Genomic DNA, 23,487 nt, shown 5'->3' with positions numbered 1-23,487 from the left:
AGCACATCACTCGTCCGGCCCCGGGACCTGCGTGTCCCGGGGCCGGACGCATATCGGCGCAGTCCCGGCGGAACAGCCGCTGATCAGCGGCCTTTACGGCGTTCTTAACCTACGGCTTCGTAACCTACGGGTTCGTAGCCTACGATTCCGTAGGTTGCCGGCACCGCTCGCCGGCCCCCCGCATTGCAGCCCGTCCCCCTGGAGTTCCTGTGACGATCACTTCCCCGCACCTCGGCAGCCCCGCCGTCTGGACCGACGCCCGCCTGCTGTACGCCCTGGAGGAAGTGGTCGAGAAGGAGCTCAACCGGCATCTGGGGATCGCCAAGGACTGGATGCCGCACGAGTACGTGCCGTGGACGGACGGCCGCAACTTCCCCGGCCTGTTCGAGGACGGCGAGGCCTGGGACAAGGAGCAGTCCAAGGTCACCGAGATCGGCCGGATCGCGCTGGTGGTGAACCTGCTGACCGAGGACAACCTCCCCAGCTACCACCATGAGATCGCCTCGCTCTTCGGCCGCGACGGCGCCTGGGGAACCTGGGTGCACCGCTGGACCGCCGAGGAGGGCCGGCACGGCATCGTGATGCGCGACTACCTGCTGACCTCGCGCGCGGTGGACCCGGACAAGCTGGAGCAGTTCCGCATGGCCCACATGAGCGAGGGCTTCGAGTCGGACAACCGGCACTCGATGCTCCACTCGGTCGCCTACGTGGCCTTCCAGGAGCTGGCCACCCGCATCTCGCACCGCAACACCGGTCACCAGTCCGGCGACCCGGTCTGCGACCGCATGCTGGCGCGCATCGCGACCGACGAGAACCTGCACATGGTCTTCTACCGGAACCTGCTGAAGGCCGCCTTCGAACTGGCGCCCGACCTCACCATGCAGGCCGTCCGCGACGTCGTCGTGAACTTCCGCATGCCCGGCCACGGCATCCCCGGCTTCGAGCGCGCCGCCGCCCAGATGGCCATCGGCGAGGTCTACAACCTGCGCATCCACCACGACGACGTGATCCAGCCGGTGCTGCGCTTCCTGAAGATCATGGAGATCGACGGCCTCGGCCCGGAGGGGAAGCAGGCGCAGGAGGAGCTGGGCCTGTTCATGGGCGGCCTGGACGCCGAGGCGGCGAAGTTCGACGAGAAGCTCGCGGCCCGCAAGGCCCGTATGGCGGCCCGCGCCGCCGGCTGACCCGGCCGCGCGACGGGCTCAGGCCCGCCGGGAGGAGCGCCTGATCTCCAGGCGCTCCTTCTCGGACAGGCCGCCCCAGACGCCGAAGCGCTCGTCGTGGTCGAGCGCGTACTCCAGGCAGGCGGAGCGGATCGGGCACAGCCCGCAGATCCGCTTCGCCTCCCGGACGGAGCTGCCCGGCTCGGGGAAGAAGAAGTCCGCCCCGGTCTGTGCGCACAGCGCCTCTTCCTGCCAGGCCAGGTCGGCCGGGGTGATCGGCGTGACCGCTGTGATCGTGTCGATGTGCATGGGCAGGATCGTGCCCGGCGGCGAAAAACGTTCGATCAACGCCGGATCAACGCCGCCTCGCGGGGCCCGGGGCCGCCTCGATGGTGCCGCCCCCCGCGGCCCGGCGCACGGCGGCGCGCTGAAGCGGACGGCCGCCCCGGCAGACGGCGGCGTTCCGGCGGCGCCCGCCCCGGCGCGGTGGAAGACTCTGCGGTGCAGAGACCGGGACCCTTCCGAGGAGGGCGATGATGCTCACCACCCGTTATGTCACCGGAGCGCCGAACTGGGTCGACCTCGGCACCCCCGACCTCGACGGTGCCGGCGCCTTCTACGGCGGCCTGTTCGGCTGGCGGTTCCAGCCGGGCGGACCGGAGACCGGCGGATACGGCTTCTTCCAGCTCGACGGCAGGACGGCGGCGGGCGGGATGCAGACCTCCGAGGAGCAGGGGCCGCCCTCCTGGACGGTGTACTTCCGGACCCCGGACGCGGACGCCACCGCGAAGGCGGCCGAGGACGCGCACGGCTCGGTGCTGATGCGGCCGATGGACGTGCTGGACCAGGGCCGCATGGCGCTCCTCGCCGACAAGTCGGGGGTGCCCTTCGGCATCTGGCAGCCCGGCGCGAACCAGGGCCTCGACGTCGTACAGGAGCCGGGGTCCCTGCGCTGGCTGGAGCTGTACACGACGGACGTGCCGGCGGCGGCCGGCTTCTACAACGCCGCGCTCGGCATGGAGACCTTCGCCCTGGACTTCTACGGCGGCACCTACACGACCCTCAGCCCGGGCGGGCAGGGCGAGGACGCCATGTTCGGCGGGGTGGTCGACAAGGGCGACGATCCGGCGGAGGCGCAGGCCCCGTCGTACTGGCTGCCGTACTTCGAGGTCGCCGACACCGACGCGGCCGTCGAGAAGGCGCGGGAAGGGGGCGGCACCGTGCGGATGCCGGCCACGGACCTCCCGGACGTCGGCCGGATCGCCAAGCTGACCGACCCCTACGGCGCCCGGTTCGCGGTGATCAAAAGCGCACAGCGCGGGAGCTGACCGCTCAGGCGGAGGCGCGCCGGATCAGGGTGGTCGGCAGGACCACGCTGGACGGGGCCGGGGCGACGGGCTCGTCGGCGGGACGCCGGTCGAGCTCGCGCAGCAGCAGCCGGGCCATCAGGCGTCCCATCTCCTCTATGTCCTGACGGACCGTGGTGAGCGCCGGGTCGGTCTGTTCGGCGACCGGCAGCATGTCGTCGAACCCGATCACGGCCACGTCCTCGGGGACCCGCCGGCCGGCCTCCCGCAGCACCCGCAGCGCGCCCGCCGCGGTCAGGTCGTTGGCGGCGAACACGGCGTCGACGTCCGGGCGGCGCTCCAGCAGTTCCCGCATCGCGCGCTCGCCGCCGGCGGGGGTGAAGTCACCCTCGGCGATGAGCCCGGGGTCGGCGTCGACCATGACGTCCCGGTACCCGTCCAGCCGGTCCACCGCGGACGTCTGGTCGAGGGCGCCCGCGATGTGCGCGATCCGGGTGCGGCCGAGACCGGCGAGATGCCGTACGGCGTCGCGCGCGCCTCCCCGGTTGTCGACGTCGACGTAGACGACGCCCCGGGTCTCGCCGCTCCAGCCGGGCCGGCCGCCGAACACGGTCGGCACCCCGGCGCGCTGGATCAGCCCGGGCAGCGGGTCGTCGAGGTGCAGGGAGAAGACGAGCGCCCCGTCGACATGCCCTCCGGCGAGGTAGCGGGCGACGCGGGCGTGGTCGTCGCGCCCCTCGGTGAGCAGCAGCACGAGCTGGTTGTCGTGGGCGGTCAGCTCCTTGCTGATGCCGCGCAGCTGGAGCGCGAAGAACGGGTCGGCGAAGACGCGGGTCTCCGGTTCGGCGACGATGACCGCGACGGCGTCGTGCCGGCGGGTCACCAGGCTGCGCGCGGCCTGGTTGGGGACGTAGCCGAGTTCGTCGACCGCCTTGCGGACCCGTTCGACGAGGCGTTCACGCACGCCGTCCCCGCCGTTGACCACCCGGGACACGGTGGCCCGTGAGACTCCGGCCCGGGCGGCCACGGCCTCCAGCGTGGGGCGCGGGGCGGTTTCGGTCACTTCACGGCTCCTCGTCGGCGGTTGCCGATCAGGATAGCCATGGCCCGGGCCGTTTGTGAGAGCGCTCTCGTAACCGCCCGTCCCGGCGGGCCCGCTCAGTGCTCGTGCGGCTCGTGCGGCTCGTGCGGCTCGTAGCCGGGGATCGTCCCGTCCTTCTTCCTGACCAGGAACAGCCCGACCATGCCCATGTCGGAGTGGCTCTGGACATGGCAGTGGTACATCCAGGCGCCCGCGCCGACGCCTTCGCCCGCGATCACCTGGAAGCCGAACGAGTCCGCCGGGCCGACGATCTTGTTGTCGATCACCTGACTGGGGTCGTCCGGGCCGGTCAGCAGGCCGGTGCGGTTGTCGGCCCAGCGGTGCCCGTGCAGATGGAAGGTGTGGTAGTACTCGCCGTGCGTGATCATCACGAACTCGACGCGGTCGCCCACCGTGGCCTCGAAGTCCGGGCCGCTGTGCGCCGGCTTGTTGTTGATGAGCATGTCGTTGAAGACGATCGTGTGCGTCGCGTCCGGCAGGACGTCGCCCTTGCGCCGGACGACGACCGGCCCGTACAGGCCCTTGCGGATGCCGCCCGTGCCGTGTTCGGTGCCGACGACGTGGTCGTGGTAGTGCCAGTAGCCCGCGCTGCCCGCCCGCCAGGTGCCGTCCGCGCGGCGGCCCGGGGCGTGGGTGCGCCAGGTGTAGGTGCGGGTGCCGCCGGGCTCGACGTCGCTCCTGTTGAGCTTGGTGCCGTCGCTGGTGATCTCGTAGTCGAGGCCGTGGACGTGCAGACTCGCCGGGACGTCCAAGGTGTTCTCGACCTCGATGTGGGCGGTGTCGCCCTCGTTGAGCTCGATCAGCGGGCCGGGGATCGTCGCCTTGCCCTTCTCGAAGCCGTAGCCGAGCTGTCCGTCGGCCAGTTTCTCGATGTAGAGCTTGAGATGGCGGACCTCACCCCCGGCCGGGGCGGTCCGTGCCGGGGCGGCCGCGCCCACCGCCTCGGGTACGGACGCCAGGGACAACGATGTCGCGACGGTCGCGCCGCCGAGCAGTACACGTCGGTTGAAACTGCGTCTGTCCATGCCGAACTCCCCACGGCGCTACGGAATTCACGGGAGTGAACCGCAGCGACGGTACCGGCCGCCCCCGGGTTTATCCACACTCAGGACAAAGTTCGTCCGAGTCCGGTCATAGGTATTGGCGAGTTGTTCAAAGGGGTCTAACTTCCTAGTCGCTGTCGCTGTGACCGTGGAGGTGCCCATGCACTTACGAGGGTTGAGCACGAGAAGACGTACCTGGGTGGCCGGTGTGGCCGCGGGGGTCGTGGCCGCCGGACTGATGTCCGCACCGGCGGCGACCGCGCGCCCTGCGCCGGATCCGCCCCTGACAACGATGTCCATCAAGTCGCCACCGGGCGGCGCGAATGTGCGGGTGCTCATCTTCCACGGGTCCGCGGCGGCCGGCGAGGAGTCGCCCCTCGTGAACGCCGGCATCGAGGCCATCGAGAGGATCGGCCTGTCGGGACCCACCGAGCAGCGCTTCGCGGTCACGGCGACGAAGGACGCCTCGGTCTTCACCAACGAGACCAGGTTGAGCCGCTTCAACGCGATCGTGTTCCTCACCGGCGGCGGTGACGTCCTCGACCCCGAGCAGGAGGCGGGTCTCGAGGCGTACATGGAGGCGGGCGGCGGTTTCGTCGGCATCCATGACGCGGCGCGCGCCGAGCCGTACTCGGACTGGTTCACCGGCCTGATCGGGGCGCGTCCCGCGAGCGCGAGCCCGGCGGACGCGCAGCGCGCGGTCGTCGAGGTGGGCGACCGGCGGCATCCGGCCACCCAGGAGCTGCCGCTGCAGTGGAAGCGCCCGGACAAGTGGCTGAACTGGGTGAAGAACCCGTCCGGCGAGGTGCACACGGTCGCCCGGGTGCGCGAGTCGTCGTACCGGCCCGGAGCGGGCGCCAACGGCTGGGACCACCCGGTGAGCTGGTGCCGTGACTACGACGGCGGCCGGTCCTTCTACACCGGGATGGGCGGCACGGTCTCCTCCTACGACGAGACGGACTTCCGCTCCCATCTGCGCGGCGCCCTGCTGTGGACGACGCGGCTGGTGCAGGCCGACTGCAAGGCCACCATCACCGGCAACTACAAGGCGGAGCGGCTCACCCAGCCCAACCAGCCGGGGCAGAACGACCAGATCGGCGAGCCGCACGGCCTGGTCACGGCTCCCGACGGCCGGGTGCTCTACATCGGCCGCGGCGGCGCCGACTCCTCGCAGCCCGTGATCACGGACTGGAACAACCCGGACGTCGGCAAGGGCAAGGGCGAGATCCACGTCTACGACCCGAGGACGAAGAAGGTCACCCTCGCGGGTGCGCTGACCGTCTTCGGCAACAAGGGCGGCGGGGACGAGCTGACCAAGGTCGAGGAGGGGCTCCTCGGCATCGAGCTCGATCCGCGCTTCGAGGACAACGGCTGGGTGTATCTGCACTACACGCCGCACTCGCGGATCGACCGGGACAAGCGGATGGCCGAGCGGCGCGTCTCCCGCTTCACGCTCGACCTGGCGACGAACAAGCTGGACCTCGGCAGCGAGAAGGTGCTGCTGAAGTGGCCCGTGCAGATCCACAGCTGCTGCCACGCGGGCGGCGGGATGGCCTGGGACTCCAAGGGCAACCTGTACATCGCGACCGGTGACAACAACTCCAGCGGGTTCAGCGACGGTTACTCGGGCAACAACCCCCAGCCCAACTACAAGGGCGTGTCGTTCGCCGACGCGCGCCGCACCGCCGGCAACACCAACAACCTCAACGGCAAGATCCTGCGCATCCACCCGGAGCCGGACGGCACCTACACCCTGCCGGAGGGGAACCTCTTCACCGGCGAGGAGACCGCCGAGGGCGGCGGCAAGACCCGCGGCGAGATCTATGTGATGGGCGTCCGCAACCCGGCGCGCATCTCCGTCGACAAGCGGACCGACGTGCTCTACGCGGGCTGGGTGGGCCCGGACGCCGGTGCCCCGTCGACGACCTGGGGTCCGGCGAAGTACGACACGTTCGCCGTCATCACCAAGGCGAGCAACCGGGGCTGGCCGTACTGCATGGGCAACAAGCAGCCCTACCGGGACCGCAATCTGCCCGACCCGAGCAAGCCGCTGGGCTGGTACGACTGCGACCACCCGAAGAACGAGTCGCCGAACAACGACGGCCTGGTCAACCTGCCGCCGGTGACCGGCAACAACATCTGGTACTCCCCGCAGGGCGGCGCCCCGGACTTCCCGCGCGACGCGAACGGCGTGCCGTCGTACAAGCAGGAGGAGGCCACCTACGCGCTGCCGTGGCTGAAGGGCGGCGGGCAGGCCGCGATGAACGGGCCGGTGTACCGGTACGACGCGGAGAGCACCAGCGCGACGAAGTGGCCCGCGTACTGGGACGGCAAGTGGTTCGTCGGCGACTTCTACGACGCCGACCAGCCGCGCAACGCGGTGATCACCGACCCGAAGACCCATGGGGACGGCGGTCTGCCGGTCCACTCGGAGTCGCTGAAGAAGATCGTGCCGATCGGCAACGACGGCATCAAGAACCTCATGGACTGGAAGTTCGGTCCGGACGGCGCGCTGTACGTGCTCGACTACGGCCGCGGCTTCTTCACCTCCGACGGCAGGTCGGCCCTGTGGCGGGTCACCTACACGGGCGGCGGGCCCACCCCGGCCGCCGACCGACTCGCGAGGGGGACGCAGTGACACGACGAAGAGCATGGGCGGCCCTGCTCGCCGCGCTGCTGGTGGTGCTGGGGCTCCAGGCGCTGCCCGCGACCGGACAGCCGCGGACGGCGGAGGCGGCCGCCGCCCAGGTCCTCACCTGGACGGCGGGCGACGACATCACGAAGTACGCCTCGGCGCCCACGACGGCCGTGGCGGGCCCGGCGACGATCGTGTTCGAGAACAGCGCGGCGACCGGCAACACCACCGGGATGCCGCACACGCTGACCTTCGACACCTCGGACGTCGAGTTCAACGACGACGTGCAGCTCAACATCCTGGCCAACCCGAACGACGACCAGGGCGGCCGGCACACGGCGGAGGTCACGCTCACCCCCGGCCGCTACCGCTACCACTGCACGATCCCCGGCCACGGGCAGATGCAGGGCGTCCTGATCGTCACCGAGGGCACCGGCGAGGACACGACGGCCCCGCAGGCGTCGGCCCACGTCAGCGGCACGCAGAACGCGCAGGGCCAGTACGTCGGTTCGGCGAGCGTGGCCGTCCACGCCACCGACGAGGAGGGCGGCTCCGGCGTCGACCGCGTCGAGTACGCGCTCGGCGACGGCGCCTGGCAGCCCTACACCGCGCCGGTCGTGGTCGACCAGGTCGGCGACCACACGGTCCGCTACCGGGCGCTGGACAAGGCGGGCAATGTCTCGGCGGAGAAGAGCGTCACGTTCACCGTGGTGGCGCCGCAGTCCGACGACACCACCCCGCCCGAGACGTCGGCGACGGTCAGCGGCGAGAAGGACGCCGACGGGGCGTACATCGGCATGGCGACCGTCACGGTCTCCGCGTCCGACACGGGTTCCGGTGTCAACGGCGTCGAGTACGCGCTCGGCGACGGCGCCTGGCAGCCGTACACCGCGCCGGTGATGGTGCACGAGGCGGGCGGCCACACCGTGCGCTACCGGGCCACCGACAAGGCGGGCAACGTGGCGCCCGCCAAGGACGTGCGCTTCACGGTCGTGCCGGCGCCCGAGGACGACACCACGGCACCGGTGACGGGCGTGACGGTCGAGGGCACGAAGAACTCGTCCGGTGCGTACGTCGGCAACGCCAAGGTGACCGTCACGGCGACCGACGAGCACCACGGCTCGGGCGTCAACCGGATCGAGTACTCGATCGACGCCGGTCCGTATCTGGCGTACACCGCGCCGGTCGTCGTCGACCGGGCGGGCACCCACACGCTGGCCTACCGGGCGACCGACAAGGCGGGCAACACCTCCGCCGCCCGCACGGTCACCTTCACGGTGGTCTCCGGCCAGGTCCCGGCGCCCAACTGCCCGGAGTTCGACGAGCGGCTGACGGTGATCGTGGGCACGGTCGACTCGGGCGTGCCGAACCGGCTCACCAACAGCCGGTGCCGGATCAACGAGCTGATCGAGGACGAGAAGGAGTGGACGTCGCACGCGCTGTTCGTCAAGCACGTGACGTCGGTCCTGGACAAGCTCCTCAAGGAAGGCGTCGTCGACCAGCGCGAGTACAAGGCGATCCGCAAGGCGGCCCGGCAGTCCGGGATCGGTGAGCCGGGCCAGACCGAGGGGTACCGCACGATCCTCGACGGCAGCCCGGAGTCGTTCGCCAAGTGGCAGCAGGTGGGCGGCGGTTCGTTCGCGCCGAACGGCGACGGGTCGATCACCAGCGGCACCGCCCGGTCCGGCCTGGGGATGCTGTGGTTCCCGGAGCGCAAGTACGGGGACTTCTCGCTGAAGCTCCAGTGGCGGGACGACGCGCCGGGTACGGGCAACGCCAACTCCGGTGTGTTCGTGCGCTTCCCGTGGATCCACGACCACCCCGAGGAGCCACGGCCGGAGTGGGCGGCCATCAAGTACGGGCACGAGATCCAGGTGTTCGACTCGCCCACCGGCGACATGTACAAGACCGGTTCGGTGTACGGCTTCGACCGGGTGGGGCTCGCCGGTGCCGGCGTCACCCAGAAGGGCACGTGGAACGACTACGAGATCCGGGTGGTCGACCAGCACTACTCGGTCTTCCGCAACGGCGTGCTGATCAACGAGTTCGAGAACACCGGCGGCCAGGTCTTCGAACCGCCGCGCTCGGACGACCCGGGCACGGACGGGCGGCGGTTCGCCTCCGGCTACATCGGGCTCCAGGTGCACAGCACGACGGACGTCGTCTCGTACCGGGACGTCCGGATCAAGGAGCTGTAGGCTCCGGCGGCGTCTCCTCGTGGGGCGCCGCCTTCCTGGCCCGGCTCGGCTGTACCCGCTTGGGCTCCCCCGGCATCTTCGGATACTCGGGCGGGTACGGCAGATCGCCGAGCCCGTGGTCGCGCTCGTCCTTGTTCGCGAGGTCCAGCAGCGCGTCCAGTGAGAAGCGGTGGTCGTCCATGTCGGCGTGCACGTCGCCGAGTTCGGCGAAGCGCGCCGGCATGGTGGCGATGTCGAAGTCCCGCGGGTGGGCGGTGCCCACCTCCTCCCAGCGCAGCGGCGCCGAGACGGGGGCGTGCGGCCGGGCCCGCACGGAGTAGGCGGAGGCGATGGTGCGGTCCCGGGCGGTCTGGTTGTAGTCGATGAAGATGCGCTCGCCCCGCTCCTCCTTCCACCACTTGATCGTGACCTGCTCCGGCATCCGGCGTTCCATCTCCCGTCCGACGGCGATGGCGGCCCGCCGGACCTGGGTGAAGGTCCAGCGCGGCTCGATCGGCACGAAGACGTGCAGCCCGCGCCCGCCGGACGTCTTGGGCCAGCCGCGCAGACCCCCGAACTCGTCGAGCACGGCCCGCAGTTCATGGGCGGCGCGCACCGCGTCGTCGTAGTCGGTGCCGGGCTGCGGGTCGAGGTCGATGCGCAGTTCGTCGGGGTGGTCGACGTCGTCGCGGCGGACCGGCCAGGGGTGGAAGGTGAGCGTGCCGTACTGGGCGGCCCAGACGACGGCCGCCTCCTCGGTGGGGCACATCTCGTCGGCGCTGCGGCCGCTGGGGAAGGTGATGTGGGCGGTGGGGATCCAGTCGGGCATGTTCTTGGGGGCCCGCTTCTGGTAGAACCACTCGCCGGTCACCCCGTCGGGGTAGCGCTCCAGGGTGGTGGGCCGGTCGCGCAGGGCGCGCAGGATGCCGGGGCCGACGGCGGCGTAGTACCGGGCGAGGTCCAGCTTGGTGAAGCCGCGCTCCGGGAAGAAGACCTTGTCCGGGCTGGACAGCCGTACGGTCCGTCCGCCCGCCTGAAGTTCCACCGCGTCGCCCATGGCCGCCACGGTAGGCGTCGCACGGACGCCCCGCACATCGGGCGGGTCCGGCCGGCGCCCCGCAGAATCGGACCATGGACCTGCCGGTGATGCCGCCCGTGAAGCCGATGCTCGCCAAGTCGGTGGCGAGGATCCCGCCGGGCATGCAGTACGAGGCGAAGTGGGACGGGTTCCGGGCGATCGTGTTCCGCGACGGGGACGAGGTCGAGCTGGCCAGCCGTACCACCAAGTCGCTGACCAGGTACTTTCCCGAGCTGGTGGCGGCGCTGAAGGAGCGCCTGCCGGGGCGGTGCGTGGTGGACGGGGAGATCGTGATCGCCCGGGAGGGACGGCTGGACTTCGACGCCCTCACCGAGCGCATCCACCCGGCGGACTCGCGGGTGCGCACCCTGGCCGAGCGGACCCCGGCGTCGTTCGTCGCGTTCGACCTGCTGGCGCTGGGGGACGAGTCGCTGATGCGGGCACCGCTGACGGATCGCCGGGCGCTGCTGACGTCGGCGCTGTCCGGGGTGACGGCACCGGTGCACGTGGCACCGGCGACGACCGACGTCGAGACGGCCCAGGGCTGGTTCGAGCAGTACGAGGGGGCCGGTCTGGACGGCGTGGTCGCCAAGCCGCTCGCGCTGCGCTACCTCCCGGACGAACGGGCGATGTTCAAGATCAAGCACGAGCGGACGGCGGACGTCGTCGTCGCGGGGTACCGGCTGCACAAGAGCGGCCCGGTCGTCGGCTCGCTGCTGCTGGGCCTGTACGACGACCGGGGCACCCTCCAGCACGTCGGGGTGTCGGCGGCGTTCTCGATGAAGCGGCGGGCCGAGCTGATCGACGAGCTGGAGCCGCTGCGCATGGACGACGTGTCCGGGCACCCGTGGGCCGCCTGGGCCGAGGAGGCGGCCCACGAGTCGGCCCGGCTGCCGGGGGCGCCGAGCCGCTGGTCGGGCAAGAAGGACCTGTCCTGGGTGCCGCTGCGGCCGGAGCGGGTGGTCGAGGTGGCCTACGACCACATGGAGAACGGCGCCCGGTTCCGGCACACGGCCCGCTTCCGCCGCTGGCGCCCGGACCGCACCCCCGAGAGCTGCACGTACGCGCAGCTGGAGGAGCCGGTGCGCTACGACCTCGCGGAGATCTTCGCGCCCCCGGCGTGACCGGGCGCCCGCCTCGCGATGGTCAGGGCTTCATCAGCACCTTGATCGCGCCCTCCTGCTTGCGCTGGAACATCTCGTAGGCGTGCGGGGCGTCGCTGAGCGGCACCCGGTGGGTGGCGAACTCGTCGACGCCGAGCGGGTCCTCGTCCGTGAGGTACGGCAGGATCTCGTCGGTCCAGCGGCGCACGTTGGCCTGGCCCATCCGCAGCTGGATCTGCTTGTCGAACAGGGTGAGCATCGGCATCGGGTCGGCCATGCCGCCGTACACGCCGGACAGCGAGATCGTGCCGCCGCGCCGGACCAGCTCGATCGCGGTGTACAGGGCGGCCAGCCGGTCGACGCTGAAGCGCTCGGCGAACGGGCCGCTGATCTTGCGCGGCATGACCGCGGCGGCCGACTGCGCCAGCTTGGCGACGGCGCTGCCGTGCGCCTCGGTGCCGACCGCGTCGATCACGGCGTCGGGTCCCCGGCCGTCGGTGGCGTCGCGGATGGCGGCGACGAGTTCCTTCTCGTCGTCGAAGCTGCGCAGGTCGTACGTCTCGACGCCCCGCTCGCGGACCCTCTTCAGCCGTTCGGGCACCAGGTCGACGCCGAACACCTGGCCGGCGCCCTGGAGCTGCGCGACCCGGCAGGCCATGTCGCCGATGGGGCCGAGGCCGAGGACCGCGACGCTCCCGCCCTTCGGGACACCCGCGTACTTGACCGCCTGCCAGGCGGTCGGCAGTACGTCGGAGAGGTAGACGAACCGGTCGTCGGCGGGTCCCTCCGGGATCTTGATGGGCCCGAACTGGGCCTGCGGGACGCGCAGGTACTCGGCCTGGGCTCCCGGCACCGCCCCGTACAGCCGGGTGTAGCCGAACAGGGCCGCGCCCATGCCCTCGCTGCTGACCTGGGTGGTCTCGCACTGGGTCGGCAGGCCGGTCAGGCACATCCAGCAGTCGCCGCAGGCGATCTGGAACGGCACCACGACCCGGTCACCCGCCTGGAGGTCCGGCACTCCGGCCCCGACCTCCTCGACGATGCCCATCGGTTCGTGCCCGAGGATGTCGCCGGGTGTCATGAACGGTGTCAGCACCTCGTAGAGATGCAGGTCGGAGCCGCACAGTCCGGACGAGGTGACGCGGATGATCGCGTCGGTGGGTTCCTCGATCCTGGGATCGGGCACGTTCTCCACGCGCACGTCCCGCTTTCCCTGCCAGGTCACTGCCCTCATCGCCCCGCGCTCCCTCCGTCGCCTGTCCGCGTTCACACGTGTCGCCCGGGTACCCCTGGCCCCTTCGCCGAACCGGACGGCGACCTCTGATCGAGCACGGGTCCGATCGGGTATAGGTCCTATGAACCGATAAGCGCGGAACAGGTGACATCGACGGTGGGTGGGCACGGGTGACGACGGTGGGCAGACGGCGACGGGTGCGCGGCGGGCGCGCCACGGGCGTGGCGGCGCTGCTGGCCGCCGCCCTGACGGCCTCCCTCGCGGCGGGCTGCACGTCCGGGCAGGACGACGGCCGGGGCCGTACGGCGTCCCCGGACGCGAGCGCCGGCCGGGCGTCGGTCCTGGCGGTGAAGATCGACAACGTCCCCGGCGCCCGCCCGCAGACCGGGCTGGACGCCGCGGACGTCGTGTACGTCGAGCAGGTCGAGGGCGGCCTGAGCCGGCTGATGGCGGTGTACGCGACACGGCTGCCGGAGACCGTCGGACCGGTGCGCAGCGCCCGCGAGAGCGATCTGGAGCTCCTTGCGCAGTTCGACCGGCCGACGCTCGCGTTCTCCGGGGCGCAGAGCAAGCTCCTGCCGCTGATCGACAAGGCGTCGGTGCGGGCGAGGCCACCCGGCACGGCGTCCGACGCCTACGTCCGCGACCCGGACCGGCCCGCCCCGCACAACCTGTATCTGCGGCCCGGCCGGCTGCTGCCCTCCGCACCGGGCGCGGACGCCCTCACCACCGGTTTCCGCTTCGGCGCCGCTCCCGAGGGCGGCCGGGAGACCGCCTCGCAGACCGTGCGGTATCCGGCCGCCCGGTACACCTTCACCTGGTCCCCGGACAAGGAGCGCTGGCTGGTCGCCATGGACGGCGAGCCCGCCGTGACGACGGACGGAGGCAGGATGGCGGCGCCCACGGTCGTCGTGCAGGAGGTGAAGGTGCGCCGGTCCGCGTTCCGCGACTTCCTCGGCAACAACACGCCGTTCACGGAGACGGTCGGCGAGGGGAAGGCGCGGGTGCTGCGCGACGGGCGCGCCTACGACGTGCGGTGGAAGCGCCCGAAGGCCACGGACGGCACGACGTTCACCACGAAGGACGGCACGCCCATGTCCTTCCGGCGGGGCCAGGTGTGGGTGCTGTTCACGAAGGCGTCCTGAGGGCGCTCCGGCCCGTGTCCGGCGTCCAGGCGTCTCAGGGCTGCCGGGCGAGCGGTTCCCCGGGGTTGCGCAGTCCTTCCGCCGCGTCCGCGACCCGCCGGATCAGGTCGAGGAACAGCGTCTGCTCCTCGCCTGAGAGCGGGGCGAGGAAGACCTGGTTCATCCGCGCCGTGCGCACGGTCAGCCGCTTGTGCGTGCGCAGCCCGTCGTCGGTGAGGCGCAGCAGGGAGCGGCGCCCGTCCTGCGGGTCGCGCACCTTGTCGAGCAGGCCGCGGCGCCCGAGCCGGGTGATCACCTCGGCGATGGTGGACCGGTCGAGCCCGACGCGCTCGCCCACCGTCCGCTGGTCGAGGCCCGGCTCGGCGACGAGGGTGTTGAGGACGGCGAACTGGGGCGAGGTGATCTCCTCGGACACCATCGTGTTCCACAGGAGGTGGTGCGCCTGCTGGAGCCGCCGGGCCAGATGCCCGGGGTGGGTGCCGAGGTCCACGGCGGCCATGCGCGCTCCCTGGGTGACTTTTTTCGTCGGTGCACTGAACGATAGCGGATGCCGGCATGGTCGTCGCCACCGCGGAACCTCCCGTGATCGGCGCAACGACGGGGTATTGACGTGCCCGCTCCCCCGGTGGCAGCGTGAGGCACACCTCGCACAGATGCTCAGTGCCCTGACTACTCGGCGCGACGCTCGACGGAGATCTCGGAAGAGATGAGGCATCCCGGATGGACAAGGTGGTCGCCACGGCCCTGGAGGCGGTGGCCGACGTGGGCCACGGGGCGTCGCTCGCGGTGGGGGGCTTCGGCCTGAGCGGTGTGCCGAACGTGCTGATCCAGGCCCTGTACGAGCGCGGGGTGTCCTCACTCGCGGTCGTCTCCAACAACTGCGGCGCGAGGGAGTCCGGGCTGGCGGTCCTGCTGTCGGCCGGGCGGATCGCCCGGGTCACCGGTTCCTACATCGGCGCGAACAAGGAGTTCGCCCGGCAGTACCTGTCCGGGGAGCTCGAGGTGGAGATGATCCCGCAGGGCACGCTGGCCGAGCGGCTGCGCGCCGGGGGCGCCGGCATCCCCGCCTTCTACACCCCGGCGGGCGTCGGGACCCAGGTCGCCGACGGCGGACTGCCCTGGCGCTACGACGGTTCCGGCGGGGTCGCGCTCGCCTCGCCACCGAAGGAGGTGCGCGAGTTCGACGGCACCGAGTACGTGCTGGAGCGCGGCATCCGCACCGACTTCGCGCTGGTGCGGGCCGCCCGCGGCGACCGGCACGGCAATCTGGTGTTCGCCAAGGCCGCGCGGAACTTCAACCCGCTGGCCGCGATGGCCGGACGGATCACGATCGCCGAGGTCGAGGAGCTGGTCGAGCCCGGTGGCATCGACCCGGACGCGGTGCATCTGCCGGGGATCTTCGTGCGGCGGGTCGTGGCGCTCACCCCGCAGCAGGCGGCGGACAAGGGCGTCGAGCGGCGTACGGTCTCGTCGCCCCGGGCGCGCGGGACGGAGGACGGCTGATGGCGTGGACCCGGGAGGAGATGGCCGCGCGCGCCGCCCGCGAGCTGCGCGACGGACAGTACGTCAACCTGGGCATCGGGCTGCCCACGCTGATCCCGAACCATCTGCCGCCGGACGTCGAAGTGGTCCTGGAGTCCGAGAACGGCATCCTCGGCACGGGCCCCTACCCGGCCGAGGACCAGGTCGACCCCGATCTGATCAACGCCGGGAAGGAGACCGTGACCGTCCTGCCGGGCGCCTCCTTCTTCGACTCGGCGCTGTCGTTCTCGATGATCCGGGGCGGCCACATCGACGTGGCCGTGCTGGGCGCCATGCAGGTGTCGGAGCGCGGCGACCTGGCGAACTGGGCCGTCCCCGGCACCATGATCACCGGGATCGGGGGGGCGATGGACCTGGTCCACGGGGCCCGCACGGTCATCGTGGTGATGACCCACACCGCCAAGGACGGCTCCCCGAAGATCCTGCGGGAGTGCACGCTGCCGCTCACCGGAAGGGCGTGCGTGGACCGGATCGTCACCGACCTCGGCGTCCTCGACGTGACACCGGACGGGCTGCGGCTCGTCGAGACCGCGCCCGGCGTGAGCACCGGGGAGATCGCCGCGCGCACCGGCGCCGGGCTGCTCACGGACGCCGACGACCACCGAGGAACCACCCCATGACCCTCACCCAGCACGACATCGACCAGGAGATCGCGGCCGAGCGCGCCGCGTACCGGAGGCGGATCGCGGACGGGGCGCCCGCCGAGCACCATCCGCGCCGGGACTACGCGCCGTACCGGTCGTCCCTGCTGCGCCACCCGAAGCGGCCGCCGGTCGCCGTCGACGTGAGCGAGGACCCGGAGCTGGTCGAGCTGCACTCCCCCGCCTTCGGCGAGCGGGACGTCACCGAGATCGACAACGACCTCACCCGGCAGCACACCGGTGAGCCCCTCGGCGAGCGGATCACCGTCTCCGGGCGGCTCCTGGACCGCGCCGGACGCCCCGTGCGCGGCCAGCTCATCGAGATCTGGCAGGCCAACGCGGCCGGCCGGTACGCCCATCGGCGCGAGCAGCACGACGCCCCGCTGGACCCCCACTTCACGGGTGTGGGCCGTACCCTCACGGATGCCGACGGCCGGTACCACTTCACGACCATCCAGCCGGGCCCCTACCCGTGGCGCAACCACCTCAACGCCTGGCGGCCCGCCCACATCCACTTCTCGATGTTCGGCACGGCCTTCACCCAGCGCCTGGTCACGCAGATGTACTTCCCGGCCGATCCGCTGTTCCCGTACGACCCGATCATCCAGTCCGTGACCGACGACGCCGCCCGGCAGCGGCTCGTCGCCACCTACGACCACGACTTGTCCGTGCCGGAGTTCTCGCTGGGCTACCGCTGGGACATCGTGCTGGACGGACCGCACGCCACCTGGCGGGAAGAGGGGCGCTGAGCCGTGACGGCGAACGGCACGAACGGAACGGGCGGCGTGCCGCCCACCCCCTCCCACACGGTCGGCCCCTTCTACGGCTACGCGCTGCCGTTCCGCGGCGGCGAGGAGATCGCGCCCCTCGGGCACCCGGACACGATCACCGTGCACGGGTACGTCCTGGACGGCGCGGGCGCGCCGGTGCCCGACGCCTTCCTCGAGGTGTGGGGCGCCGACCCCGAAGGGAACGTCCCCGCCGTCGACGGCTCGATGCGGCGCGACCCGGCGGGTGGCGGGCATCTGGGCCGCAACGGCGTGGAGTTCACCGGCTGGGGCCGGGCGGGGACCGACGCGGACGGGCACTGGTTCGCGCGCACCCTGCGCCCCGGCGCCCGCGGGCGCGGCGCCCCGTACCTGAGCGTCTGCGTGTTCGCGCGCGGGCTCCTGGTGCACCTGTTCACCCGGATCTATCTGCCGGAGGACACGGCCGCGCACGCCGCCGACCCGCTGCTCGCGCGGCTGGACGGGGAGCGACGCGCCACGCTGGTCGCGCGGGACGAGGGCCGTGCCACGTACCGTTTCGACATCCGCCTTCAGGGCGAAGGCGAGACGGTCTTCCTGGAGTACCAGTGACTTCTGCGGCATCCGGTGACAGCGGACTGCTCGCCCCGGGCTGGACGGGCTCGGACGCGGCCCGCGCGACCGGCGACGAGGCGGTCCTGCAGGCCCTGCTGGACGCGGAGGCCGCCCTCACCCGCGCCCAGGCGGCCCTGGGCCTCGCCCCGGAGGCGGCCGCCCGGGCGGTGACCGGCGCGGCGGTCGCGGACCGCTTCGACGCGCGGGCGCTCGCCGAGGAGGCCCGCGCGGGCGGCAACCCGGTCATCCCCCTGGCCGGCGCGCTGACCCGGGCCGTCGGCGAGGAACACGGCCCCTGCGTGCACCGGGGCGCCACCAGCCAGGACATCATGGACACCGCGATGATGCTGGTGGCCGTGCGCGCGCTCGGCCCGGTCCTCGCCGATCTGGAGCGCACCGGGCGGGCGTTCGCCCGGCTCGCCGCCGAACACCGCGACACCGTGCTGCCGGGGCGCACCCTCACCCAGCACGCCGTCCCGACGACGTTCGGGCTGAAGGCGGCCGGCTGGCGGGCGCTGGTCCTGGACGCACGGGACCGGACGACGGCCGTACGGGACGCGCTGCCCGCCCAACTCGGGGGCGCGGCGGGGACGCTGGCGGCGTTCGGGGCGTACGGGGCGAGCGACCCGACCGCCCTGCCCGCGGCGTACGCCCGTGAACTGGGCTTGTGTGCGCCTGAGTTGCCGTGGCACACCCTGCGCACGCCCGTCGCCGACCTCGCGGGCTGCCTCGCGTTCACGGCGGGGGCGCTCGGGAAGGCCGCCGTCGACGTGCTGACCCTGTCGCGCACCGAGATCGCCGAGGTCGCCGAGGGCGGCGGCGGCGGTTCCTCCGCCATGCCGCACAAGTCCAACCCCGTCCGGTCCACCCTGATCGTCGCCGCCGCCCGGCGCGCCCCGCAGCTCGCCGCCACCCTGTACGGGTCGCTGGCCGCCGAGGACGAACGGCCGGCCGGTGCCTGGCACGCGGAGTGGGAGCCGCTGCGGGATCTGCTGCGCCTGGTGGGCGGTGCCGCCCGCGACGCCGCCGAGCTGGCGGAGGGGCTGCGGGTGCGCCCGGACGCGATGCGCGCGCATCTGGACCTCACCGGTGGCGCGGTCGTCTCGGAGCGGCTGTCCGCCGAACTGGCCGCGCAGCTGGGCCGCGTCCGCGCGAAGGAGCTGCTGACCCGGCTGGCCGCCGAGGGGCGCCCGCTCGCCGAGGCGCCCGAGCTGGCCGGCGCCGACCTCGACCCGACGCACTACACCGGCTCCGCGGGAGCCCTCACCGACCGTGCACTGGAGCGACGTTGACCCTTCTCCACCATCGCGCCGAAGGCCCCGCCTCCGCGCCCCCGCTGCTGCTCGGCCCCTCGCTCGGCACGTCGTACGCGCTGTGGGACGCGGTGGCGCCCGAGCTGTCCGCCACCCACCGGGTGGTCCGCTGGGACCTGCCCGGGCACGGCCGCTCACCGGCCGGTCTGATCGACGCCGGGGCGACGGTCGGTGATCTGGCGGGCCTGGTGCTCGCGCTCGCCGACTCCCTCGGCGTGGAGCGGTTCGCGTACGCGGGTGTCTCGCTCGGCGCCGCCGTCGGGATGCACCTCGCCGTCCACCACCCCCGGCGGGTCGACTCGCTGGCCGTGCTCTGCGCGTCGGCGCACTTCGGCGGCGCACAGCCGTGGAAGGAGCGGGCCGCGCTGGTAAGGCGGGAGGGTCTGGCCGGGCTCGCCGACCATGCGGACGCCCGCTGGTTCACCCCCGGGTTCACCGTGCCCCGGCTCGTCCACGACCACCGGGAGGCGGACCCCGCCGCCTACGCCGCGTGCTGCGACGCGCTGGCCGCGTTCGACCTGCGGGACCAGCTGGCCCGCGTCACCGCGCCCACCCTGCTGGTCGCGGGGCGCCTGGACCCGGTGACACCGCCCGCCCATCTGCGGGAGATCGCGGACGCCGTGCCGGGGGCGGCGCTCGTCGAGATCCCGGGCGCCTCGCACCTGGCCCCGGCGGAGCGCCCGGAGGCGGTGCTCACGGCGCTGCGGGCCCACCTCGGCGGCGACGGCCCGCGGGGCATGGCGGTGCGCCGCGAGGTCCTGGGCGACGCGCATGTGGACCGGGCGCAGGCCCGCCAGGACGCGTTCACCGCCCGCTTCCAGGACTTCATCACGCGCTACGCGTGGGGGGAGGTCTGGGCCGACCCGACGCTCGGCCGGCGCGAACGCAGCCTGATCACCCTGACGGCGCTGGTCGCGCACGGGCATCTCGACGAGCTGGCGATGCACGTCCGGGCCGCCCGGCGCAACGGGCTCACGCCGGACGAGATCGGGGCCGTACTGCTCCAGACGGCCGTGTACTGCGGGGTGCCCGCCGCGAACGCCGCGTTCGCCGTGGCCCAGCGGGTGCTCACCGAGAAGTCCGACGCGGACTCCGGCACCGCCGGGTGACCCGGGCGGCGCGCACGAGCCGTCCCGTGTGCCTACGGTGAGGGCATGTCCACGCTGCTGCTCACCGGCGCCACCTCGGGGCTCGGCCGCCACCTCGCCGTCGAACTGGTCCGGGCCGGGCACCGGGTGCTCGCCCACGGACGGGACGCCGACCGCACGGAACGCCTCGTCGAGGAGCTGCGGGCCGACGGGGAGGCCGAGGGGTACGTGGCCGACCTGGCCTCGCTCGGCCAGGTACGGGAGCTGGCGGCGCACGTCGCGGGCGACCACCCCGAGCTGGACGTCCTGATCAACAACGCGGCGATCGGCGGCGGGCCGGACCGCACCCGCCGGGAGCTGAGCGCCGACGGGCACGAACTGCGGCTCGCCGTGAACTATCTGGCACCGGTGGCGCTGACCCGCGCCCTGCTGCCGGTGCTGCGCGCCAACGCGCCGGCCCGGATCGTGAATGTCGGCTCGGCGGGCCAGGAGCCGCTGGATCCGGCTGACCCCGAGATGACCCGCGGCTACGAGGGCGTGGCGGCGTACTGCCGCAGCAAGTTCGCGCTGGCGGTCCATACGTTCGTCCTCGCCGGGGAGCTGGCCGGCACGGGCGTCCAGGTGAACGTGGTGCACCCGGCGACGCACATGGACACGGCGATGGTCCGCGACAGCGGCCTCACCCCCCTGCACACGGTCGCCGACGGCGCCCCCGGCGTCCTGGCGCTCGCCACCCGGGACCTGGGCTCGGGCGGCTACTTCGAGGGGACGTCGCCCGCGCGGGCCCACCCGGCCGCCTACGACCCCGCCACCCGTGAGCGGCTGACCGCCGTAACCGAGCAGCTGCTGCGGCTGTGACCGGGGCTCAGACCAGGCCGGTGGCCAGTGCCGTCTCGGCCTGGCGCACCAGGCCGTCCGCGCCGCACGAGCGGGCCAGGGTCAGTCCGCGCCGCAGCTCGGCGGCGGACCGGGCGGCCAGGCCGTACTCGACGCGGGCGGCGGCGTGCTCGTACTGGCAGGGTGACGCCTCCAGATAGGTGACGGCCTGCTCGGCGAGGCGGACGGCTCGCTGCCCGGTCTCCAGCGCGGCCGCGCAGCGCAGGGCCTCACCGATCGCGGTGTCGGTGCCCAGGCGTTCGGCGTGCCGGCGGACCTCGGCGGCCAGCCGCGCGGCCCGCGCGGGGTCCTCGTTGGCGAGGACGCGGGCGAGATCCACGGCCCAGGGGACGAGGACGGGGTTGTGGTGGCCGCGGACGGCGGCCGCCTTCTCGGCGGCCTCGAGTTCGTTGACGCCCTCCTTGGTCCGGCCGACGGCGAGCAGCAGCCGGCCGCGGACCGCGCGCGGGTCGGGCAGGACGATGGTGGACGGGTAGGGCGGGGCGAAGCCGTACTGCTCGGCGATCTCCCAGGCCTCCGCGACATGCCCGCGCGCGAGCAGCGTGTCGACGAGGTTGCAGGTCGCGGACCAGTGCAGCGGCAGCCGCCGGCCGACGCGTTCGGCGAGCGCCAGCGACTGGCGCAGCGACTCCTCCGCCTCCTGGAGCCGGCCGCGCCTGCGCAGCCCGAGACCGACGTAGGCGTGGGCCAGGGCGAGATGCCCGCCGCTCCAGCCGACCGAGTCGTAGGCGCGCAGAGCCTCGTTGTAGAGGGTCTCGGCACGGTCGAGGCGGTCGGTGAAGGCGTAGGCGCTGGCCAGCATCATCGGCAGTTCCAGGCCCCACTCGGGGTCGGTCCAGCCGAGGCCGGGGGCCAGGCGGCCGTTGACGAGGGCGCGGTCGCAGAGCTCGGCGACCTCCTCGGCGTTCTCGCCGCGGGCCATGGCGTCGAAGCCGCGCAGGATGAGCAGGGCGCGTTCGGAGTTGTCCCGGCCGGTGCAGGTGGCGGCCAGCTCGGCGAGGCGCGCGGAGCGCCCGGGTGAGGCGGTCTCGCCGTGGATGCCCTCCCACATGAACTGCACGGCCTGCAGCCGCAGCCGGGCGGGGCCGCTCTGCCGGGCGGCCTCCGCCTCGACGGTGCGGACGGCCTCCTCCAGCTGGTCGTTGTGGAGCAGGGCCTGCGACAGGCGGTAGACGGCGTCGACGCGGTCGTCGCCGTCGAGGCCGGGCAGGGCGAGGGCCCGCTGGAGGTGGTCGATGGTGACGGCGGGCGCGGTCAGCAGGGTGGCGCAGCCCAGTTCGTGCAGCACATGGGCGTGGATCTCGGGCCGGGGCGGCTCCACCAGGGCGCGCTCCAGGCAGCGGCGGGCCGCGTCGGGGGCGCCGACGGCCAGGTGCTCGCGGGCGGCCTCGCGCAGTTGCTCGACGAGTTCCTCGTCGCCGTCGGGGTGGACCTCCAGGAGGTGCCGGGCGGCCACGGCGGCGCCCCGGCCGTTGTCGGTGACGACACGGGCGGCGATGCCGTGCATGGCGGTGCGCAGGGCGTCCGGGATGGAGTTGTAGACGGCGGTGGCGATCAGCGGGTGGACGAACTGGAACTCGCCGTCGTCGGGCGGCATCCCGGCCGGGTCGGGTTCGGTGAGGATACGGGCGCCGCACAGGAGTTCCGCGCAGCGGTCGGCGTCGTCGACGCTCATCGTGGCCAGCTCGGCCACCAGGTCGACGGTGATCCCGGTGCCGAGGATGGCGGCGGCCCAGGCGAACCGGGTGGCCTCGATGCCGAGGGTCTCCAGGCGGGCGACGAGACCGCCGCCGCGCGCGGCGCGGTTCAGGGCGCGCAGTTCGCCGGCCGTCGCCTCGGTCGGCTCGAACTCGTTCTCCTGGACCTTGGCGAGGAGTTCGACGGTCTCGTACGGGTTGCCGCCGGTGACGGCCCAGACCTCGCGGCAGAACGGAGCGTCGGCGTGGGGGCCGAGGGTGGCGCGGGTGAGTCCGGCGGTGGCTTCGGGGGTGAGGGCGCTGAGGGTGGCGACGGAGGTGCCGGCGGCGGCGACGGCCTCGAGGTGGCGGGCGCTGTCGCCGCTGACCTCGCCGGGGCGGCGGGCCACGACGACCAGGACGTTCTGCTCGTCGAGGCGTTCGCTGAAGGCGGCGAGCCAGCGCAGGGTCTCCTGGTCGGCCCAGTGGGCGTCGTCGATCAGCAGCACCAGCGGCCATTCGCGCCGGGCGAGCCGGCGGACGGCGGCGACCAGTCCGTCGCACACGCCCTGCGGGTCGGCCTGGCGCTCACCGGGGTCCGTTATGCCGAGGGCGGGGCCGGCGATGTCGTACCAGTCGCCGAGGTACTCGCGGGCCTCCTCCGGCATCAGCGACAGGAGCGCCGGCTGAAGCAACTGCCGTACGACGTTGAAGGGGACGGAGCTGAGGGTCTCGCCGCCTCGGGCCGACCAGACGGTGCAGCCGCGGGCCTCGGCGATACGGCGTGTTTCGGCCAGCAGGGCGGTCTTGCCGAGTCCCGCCTCGGCGCGGAGCACCAGCAGGCTGCCCGCGGTGGTCTCGTCCGCGCACAGCCGGTCCAGGGCCCGCCCGATGGCGGCGACCTCCTCGTCGCGCTCCCAGAGGGAGGCCGAGGCGGCCCGCGTGGGCCGTACCTCCGTCATCCCGCTACCTCCCCAAGTCG

At 72.8% G+C, this 23,487-nt stretch carries 20 protein-coding genes; 13 read left to right on the top strand and 7 right to left on the bottom strand.

Features of this window, described 5'->3' with window-relative positions:
* Positions 1 to 209: 209 nt before the first annotated feature.
* Positions 210 to 1,184: an acyl-ACP desaturase gene (locus ACFV46_RS14480; RefSeq protein WP_361925057.1), complete on the top strand. Its 975-nt coding sequence runs from the start codon at positions 210 to 212 to the stop codon at positions 1,182 to 1,184.
* An 18-nt stretch (positions 1,185 to 1,202) separates the two neighbouring features.
* Here the strand turns inward: ACFV46_RS14480 and ACFV46_RS14475 are convergent, their stop codons facing one another.
* A complete protein-coding gene (locus ACFV46_RS14475; RefSeq protein WP_376728706.1) occupies positions 1,203 to 1,472 on the bottom strand; it encodes a WhiB family transcriptional regulator in 270 nt (89 codons plus the stop codon).
* 227 nt (positions 1,473 to 1,699) lie between these two features.
* Between ACFV46_RS14475 and ACFV46_RS14470 the strand changes: the two genes are divergently transcribed.
* A complete protein-coding gene (locus ACFV46_RS14470) occupies positions 1,700 to 2,491 on the top strand; it encodes a VOC family protein (RefSeq protein WP_385498388.1) in 792 nt (263 codons plus the stop codon).
* Positions 2,492 to 2,495: 4 nt separating this feature from the next.
* On the opposite strand, the gene ACFV46_RS14465 is transcribed toward ACFV46_RS14470, so the two are convergent.
* Together ACFV46_RS14465 and ACFV46_RS14460 are read right to left on the bottom strand one after the other, a co-directional pair.
* Positions 2,496 to 3,533: a LacI family DNA-binding transcriptional regulator gene (locus ACFV46_RS14465; RefSeq protein WP_376728704.1), complete on the bottom strand. Its 1,038-nt coding sequence runs from the start codon at positions 3,531 to 3,533 to the stop codon at positions 2,496 to 2,498.
* Positions 3,534 to 3,628: 95 nt separating this feature from the next.
* Entirely contained in the window at positions 3,629 to 4,597 is a 969-nt protein-coding gene (locus ACFV46_RS14460) for a multicopper oxidase domain-containing protein (protein ID WP_385498386.1), read from the bottom strand.
* A gap of 178 nt (positions 4,598 to 4,775) precedes the next feature.
* Here ACFV46_RS14460 and ACFV46_RS14455 point away from each other — a divergent pair, with 178 nt between their 5' ends.
* Both ACFV46_RS14455 and ACFV46_RS14450 read left to right on the top strand, forming a co-directional pair.
* Positions 4,776 to 7,253, top strand: a complete 2,478-nt coding sequence (locus tag ACFV46_RS14455) for a ThuA domain-containing protein (RefSeq protein ID WP_385498384.1) — start codon at positions 4,776 to 4,778, stop codon at positions 7,251 to 7,253.
* Positions 7,250 to 9,448 carry an OmpL47-type beta-barrel domain-containing protein gene (locus tag ACFV46_RS14450; RefSeq protein ID WP_385498382.1) on the top strand — a complete coding sequence of 733 codons (2,199 nt, stop codon included), beginning with the start codon at positions 7,250 to 7,252 and terminating at the stop codon, positions 9,446 to 9,448. Before ACFV46_RS14455 ends, ACFV46_RS14450 begins: the two co-directional genes overlap by 4 nt.
* Here the strand turns inward: ACFV46_RS14450 and ligD are convergent.
* A complete protein-coding gene (gene ligD, locus ACFV46_RS14445; RefSeq protein WP_385498380.1) occupies positions 9,435 to 10,484 on the bottom strand; it encodes a non-homologous end-joining DNA ligase in 1,050 nt (349 codons plus the stop codon). The two genes, ACFV46_RS14450 and ligD, sit on opposite strands and share 14 nt — an antisense overlap.
* Positions 10,485 to 10,558: 74 nt before the next feature.
* Here ligD and ACFV46_RS14440 point away from each other — a divergent pair, with 74 nt between their 5' ends.
* Positions 10,559 to 11,629 carry an ATP-dependent DNA ligase gene (locus tag ACFV46_RS14440; RefSeq protein WP_385498378.1) on the top strand — a complete coding sequence of 357 codons (1,071 nt, stop codon included), beginning with the start codon at positions 10,559 to 10,561 and terminating at the stop codon, positions 11,627 to 11,629.
* A gap of 22 nt (positions 11,630 to 11,651) precedes the next feature.
* Here ACFV46_RS14440 and ACFV46_RS14435 read toward each other — a convergent pair whose 3' ends face one another.
* The gene (locus ACFV46_RS14435; RefSeq protein WP_361925041.1) at positions 11,652 to 12,842 is read right to left on the bottom strand and encodes a zinc-dependent alcohol dehydrogenase; all 1,191 of its coding nucleotides are present in this window, start codon (positions 12,840 to 12,842) and stop codon (positions 11,652 to 11,654) included.
* 179 nt (positions 12,843 to 13,021) lie between these two features.
* On the opposite strand from ACFV46_RS14435, the gene ACFV46_RS14430 reads away from it, so the two are divergent.
* Entirely contained in the window at positions 13,022 to 13,987 is a 966-nt protein-coding gene (locus tag ACFV46_RS14430; RefSeq protein ID WP_385498377.1) for a DUF3048 domain-containing protein, read from the top strand.
* A gap of 34 nt (positions 13,988 to 14,021) precedes the next feature.
* On the opposite strand, the gene ACFV46_RS14425 is transcribed toward ACFV46_RS14430, so the two are convergent.
* A complete protein-coding gene (locus ACFV46_RS14425) occupies positions 14,022 to 14,486 on the bottom strand; it encodes a MarR family transcriptional regulator (protein ID WP_361341619.1) in 465 nt (154 codons plus the stop codon).
* 221 nt (positions 14,487 to 14,707) lie between these two features.
* Here ACFV46_RS14425 and ACFV46_RS14420 point away from each other — a divergent pair, with 221 nt between their 5' ends.
* Genes ACFV46_RS14420 through ACFV46_RS14390 form a run of 7 tightly spaced genes read left to right on the top strand, consistent with a single transcriptional unit; the run spans position 14,708 to position 20,790 of the window.
* A complete protein-coding gene (locus tag ACFV46_RS14420) occupies positions 14,708 to 15,490 on the top strand; it encodes a CoA transferase subunit A (RefSeq protein ID WP_385498375.1) in 783 nt (260 codons plus the stop codon).
* Positions 15,490 to 16,149, top strand: coding sequence for a CoA transferase subunit B (locus ACFV46_RS14415; RefSeq protein WP_361925035.1), 660 nt, complete (start codon positions 15,490 to 15,492; stop codon positions 16,147 to 16,149). Before ACFV46_RS14420 ends, ACFV46_RS14415 begins: the two co-directional genes overlap by 1 nt.
* On the top strand, positions 16,146 to 16,919 hold the full coding sequence (gene pcaH / locus ACFV46_RS14410; protein ID WP_385498374.1) for a protocatechuate 3,4-dioxygenase subunit beta: 774 nt from the start codon (positions 16,146 to 16,148) through the stop codon (positions 16,917 to 16,919). The genes ACFV46_RS14415 and pcaH overlap by 4 nt, the downstream gene beginning before the upstream one ends.
* 3 nt (positions 16,920 to 16,922) lie before the next feature.
* Positions 16,923 to 17,528: a protocatechuate 3,4-dioxygenase subunit alpha gene (gene pcaG / locus ACFV46_RS14405; RefSeq protein ID WP_385498373.1), complete on the top strand. Its 606-nt coding sequence runs from the start codon at positions 16,923 to 16,925 to the stop codon at positions 17,526 to 17,528.
* Positions 17,525 to 18,823 (top strand): 3-carboxy-cis,cis-muconate cycloisomerase, encoded by a 1,299-nt coding sequence (gene pcaB / locus ACFV46_RS14400; RefSeq protein ID WP_385498371.1) that lies wholly within the window; start codon positions 17,525 to 17,527, stop codon positions 18,821 to 18,823. The genes pcaG and pcaB overlap by 4 nt, the downstream gene beginning before the upstream one ends.
* Positions 18,820 to 19,953, top strand: coding sequence for a 3-oxoadipate enol-lactonase (gene pcaD / locus ACFV46_RS14395; RefSeq protein ID WP_385498369.1), 1,134 nt, complete (start codon positions 18,820 to 18,822; stop codon positions 19,951 to 19,953). The genes pcaB and pcaD overlap by 4 nt, the downstream gene beginning before the upstream one ends.
* Before the next feature lie 45 nt (positions 19,954 to 19,998).
* Positions 19,999 to 20,790: an SDR family NAD(P)-dependent oxidoreductase gene (locus ACFV46_RS14390; protein ID WP_385498368.1), complete on the top strand. Its 792-nt coding sequence runs from the start codon at positions 19,999 to 20,001 to the stop codon at positions 20,788 to 20,790.
* A gap of 7 nt (positions 20,791 to 20,797) precedes the next feature.
* Here ACFV46_RS14390 and ACFV46_RS14385 read toward each other — a convergent pair whose 3' ends face one another.
* Positions 20,798 to 23,467, bottom strand: coding sequence for an ATP-binding protein (locus tag ACFV46_RS14385; protein ID WP_385498367.1), 2,670 nt, complete (start codon positions 23,465 to 23,467; stop codon positions 20,798 to 20,800).
* Between the last annotated feature and the right edge of the window lie 20 nt (positions 23,468 to 23,487).

The sequence above is a fragment of the Streptomyces sp. NPDC059852 genome, assembly GCF_042731455.1.
Taxonomy (GTDB): Bacteria; Actinomycetota; Actinomycetes; order Streptomycetales; family Streptomycetaceae; genus Streptomyces.
This window is presented reverse-complemented; position numbering and strand designations above follow the sequence as displayed.

Excerpts from the sequence above, each read along its gene's own strand:
- ACFV46_RS14455 (WP_385498384.1), top strand. The coding sequence starts at position 4,776 with ATGCACTTACGAGGGTTGAGCACGAGAAGACGTACCTGGGTGGCCGGT.
- ACFV46_RS14415 (WP_361925035.1), top strand. The coding sequence starts at position 15,490 with ATGGCGTGGACCCGGGAGGAGATGGCCGCGCGCGCCGCCCGCGAGCTG.
- pcaH (WP_385498374.1), top strand. The coding sequence starts at position 16,146 with ATGACCCTCACCCAGCACGACATCGACCAGGAGATCGCGGCCGAGCGC.
- ACFV46_RS14470 (WP_385498388.1), top strand. The coding sequence starts at position 1,700 with ATGCTCACCACCCGTTATGTCACCGGAGCGCCGAACTGGGTCGACCTC.
- ACFV46_RS14475 (WP_376728706.1), bottom strand. The coding sequence starts at position 1,472 with ATGCACATCGACACGATCACAGCGGTCACGCCGATCACCCCGGCCGAC.
- ACFV46_RS14440 (WP_385498378.1), top strand. The coding sequence starts at position 10,559 with ATGGACCTGCCGGTGATGCCGCCCGTGAAGCCGATGCTCGCCAAGTCG.
- ACFV46_RS14420 (WP_385498375.1), top strand. The coding sequence starts at position 14,708 with ATGGACAAGGTGGTCGCCACGGCCCTGGAGGCGGTGGCCGACGTGGGC.
- ACFV46_RS14385 (WP_385498367.1), bottom strand. The coding sequence starts at position 23,467 with ATGACGGAGGTACGGCCCACGCGGGCCGCCTCGGCCTCCCTCTGGGAG.
- ACFV46_RS14435 (WP_361925041.1), bottom strand. The coding sequence starts at position 12,842 with ATGAGGGCAGTGACCTGGCAGGGAAAGCGGGACGTGCGCGTGGAGAAC.
- ligD (WP_385498380.1), bottom strand. The coding sequence starts at position 10,484 with ATGGGCGACGCGGTGGAACTTCAGGCGGGCGGACGGACCGTACGGCTG.
- ACFV46_RS14425 (WP_361341619.1), bottom strand. The coding sequence starts at position 14,486 with ATGGCCGCCGTGGACCTCGGCACCCACCCCGGGCATCTGGCCCGGCGG.
- ACFV46_RS14460 (WP_385498386.1), bottom strand. The coding sequence starts at position 4,597 with ATGGACAGACGCAGTTTCAACCGACGTGTACTGCTCGGCGGCGCGACC.
- ACFV46_RS14390 (WP_385498368.1), top strand. The coding sequence starts at position 19,999 with ATGTCCACGCTGCTGCTCACCGGCGCCACCTCGGGGCTCGGCCGCCAC.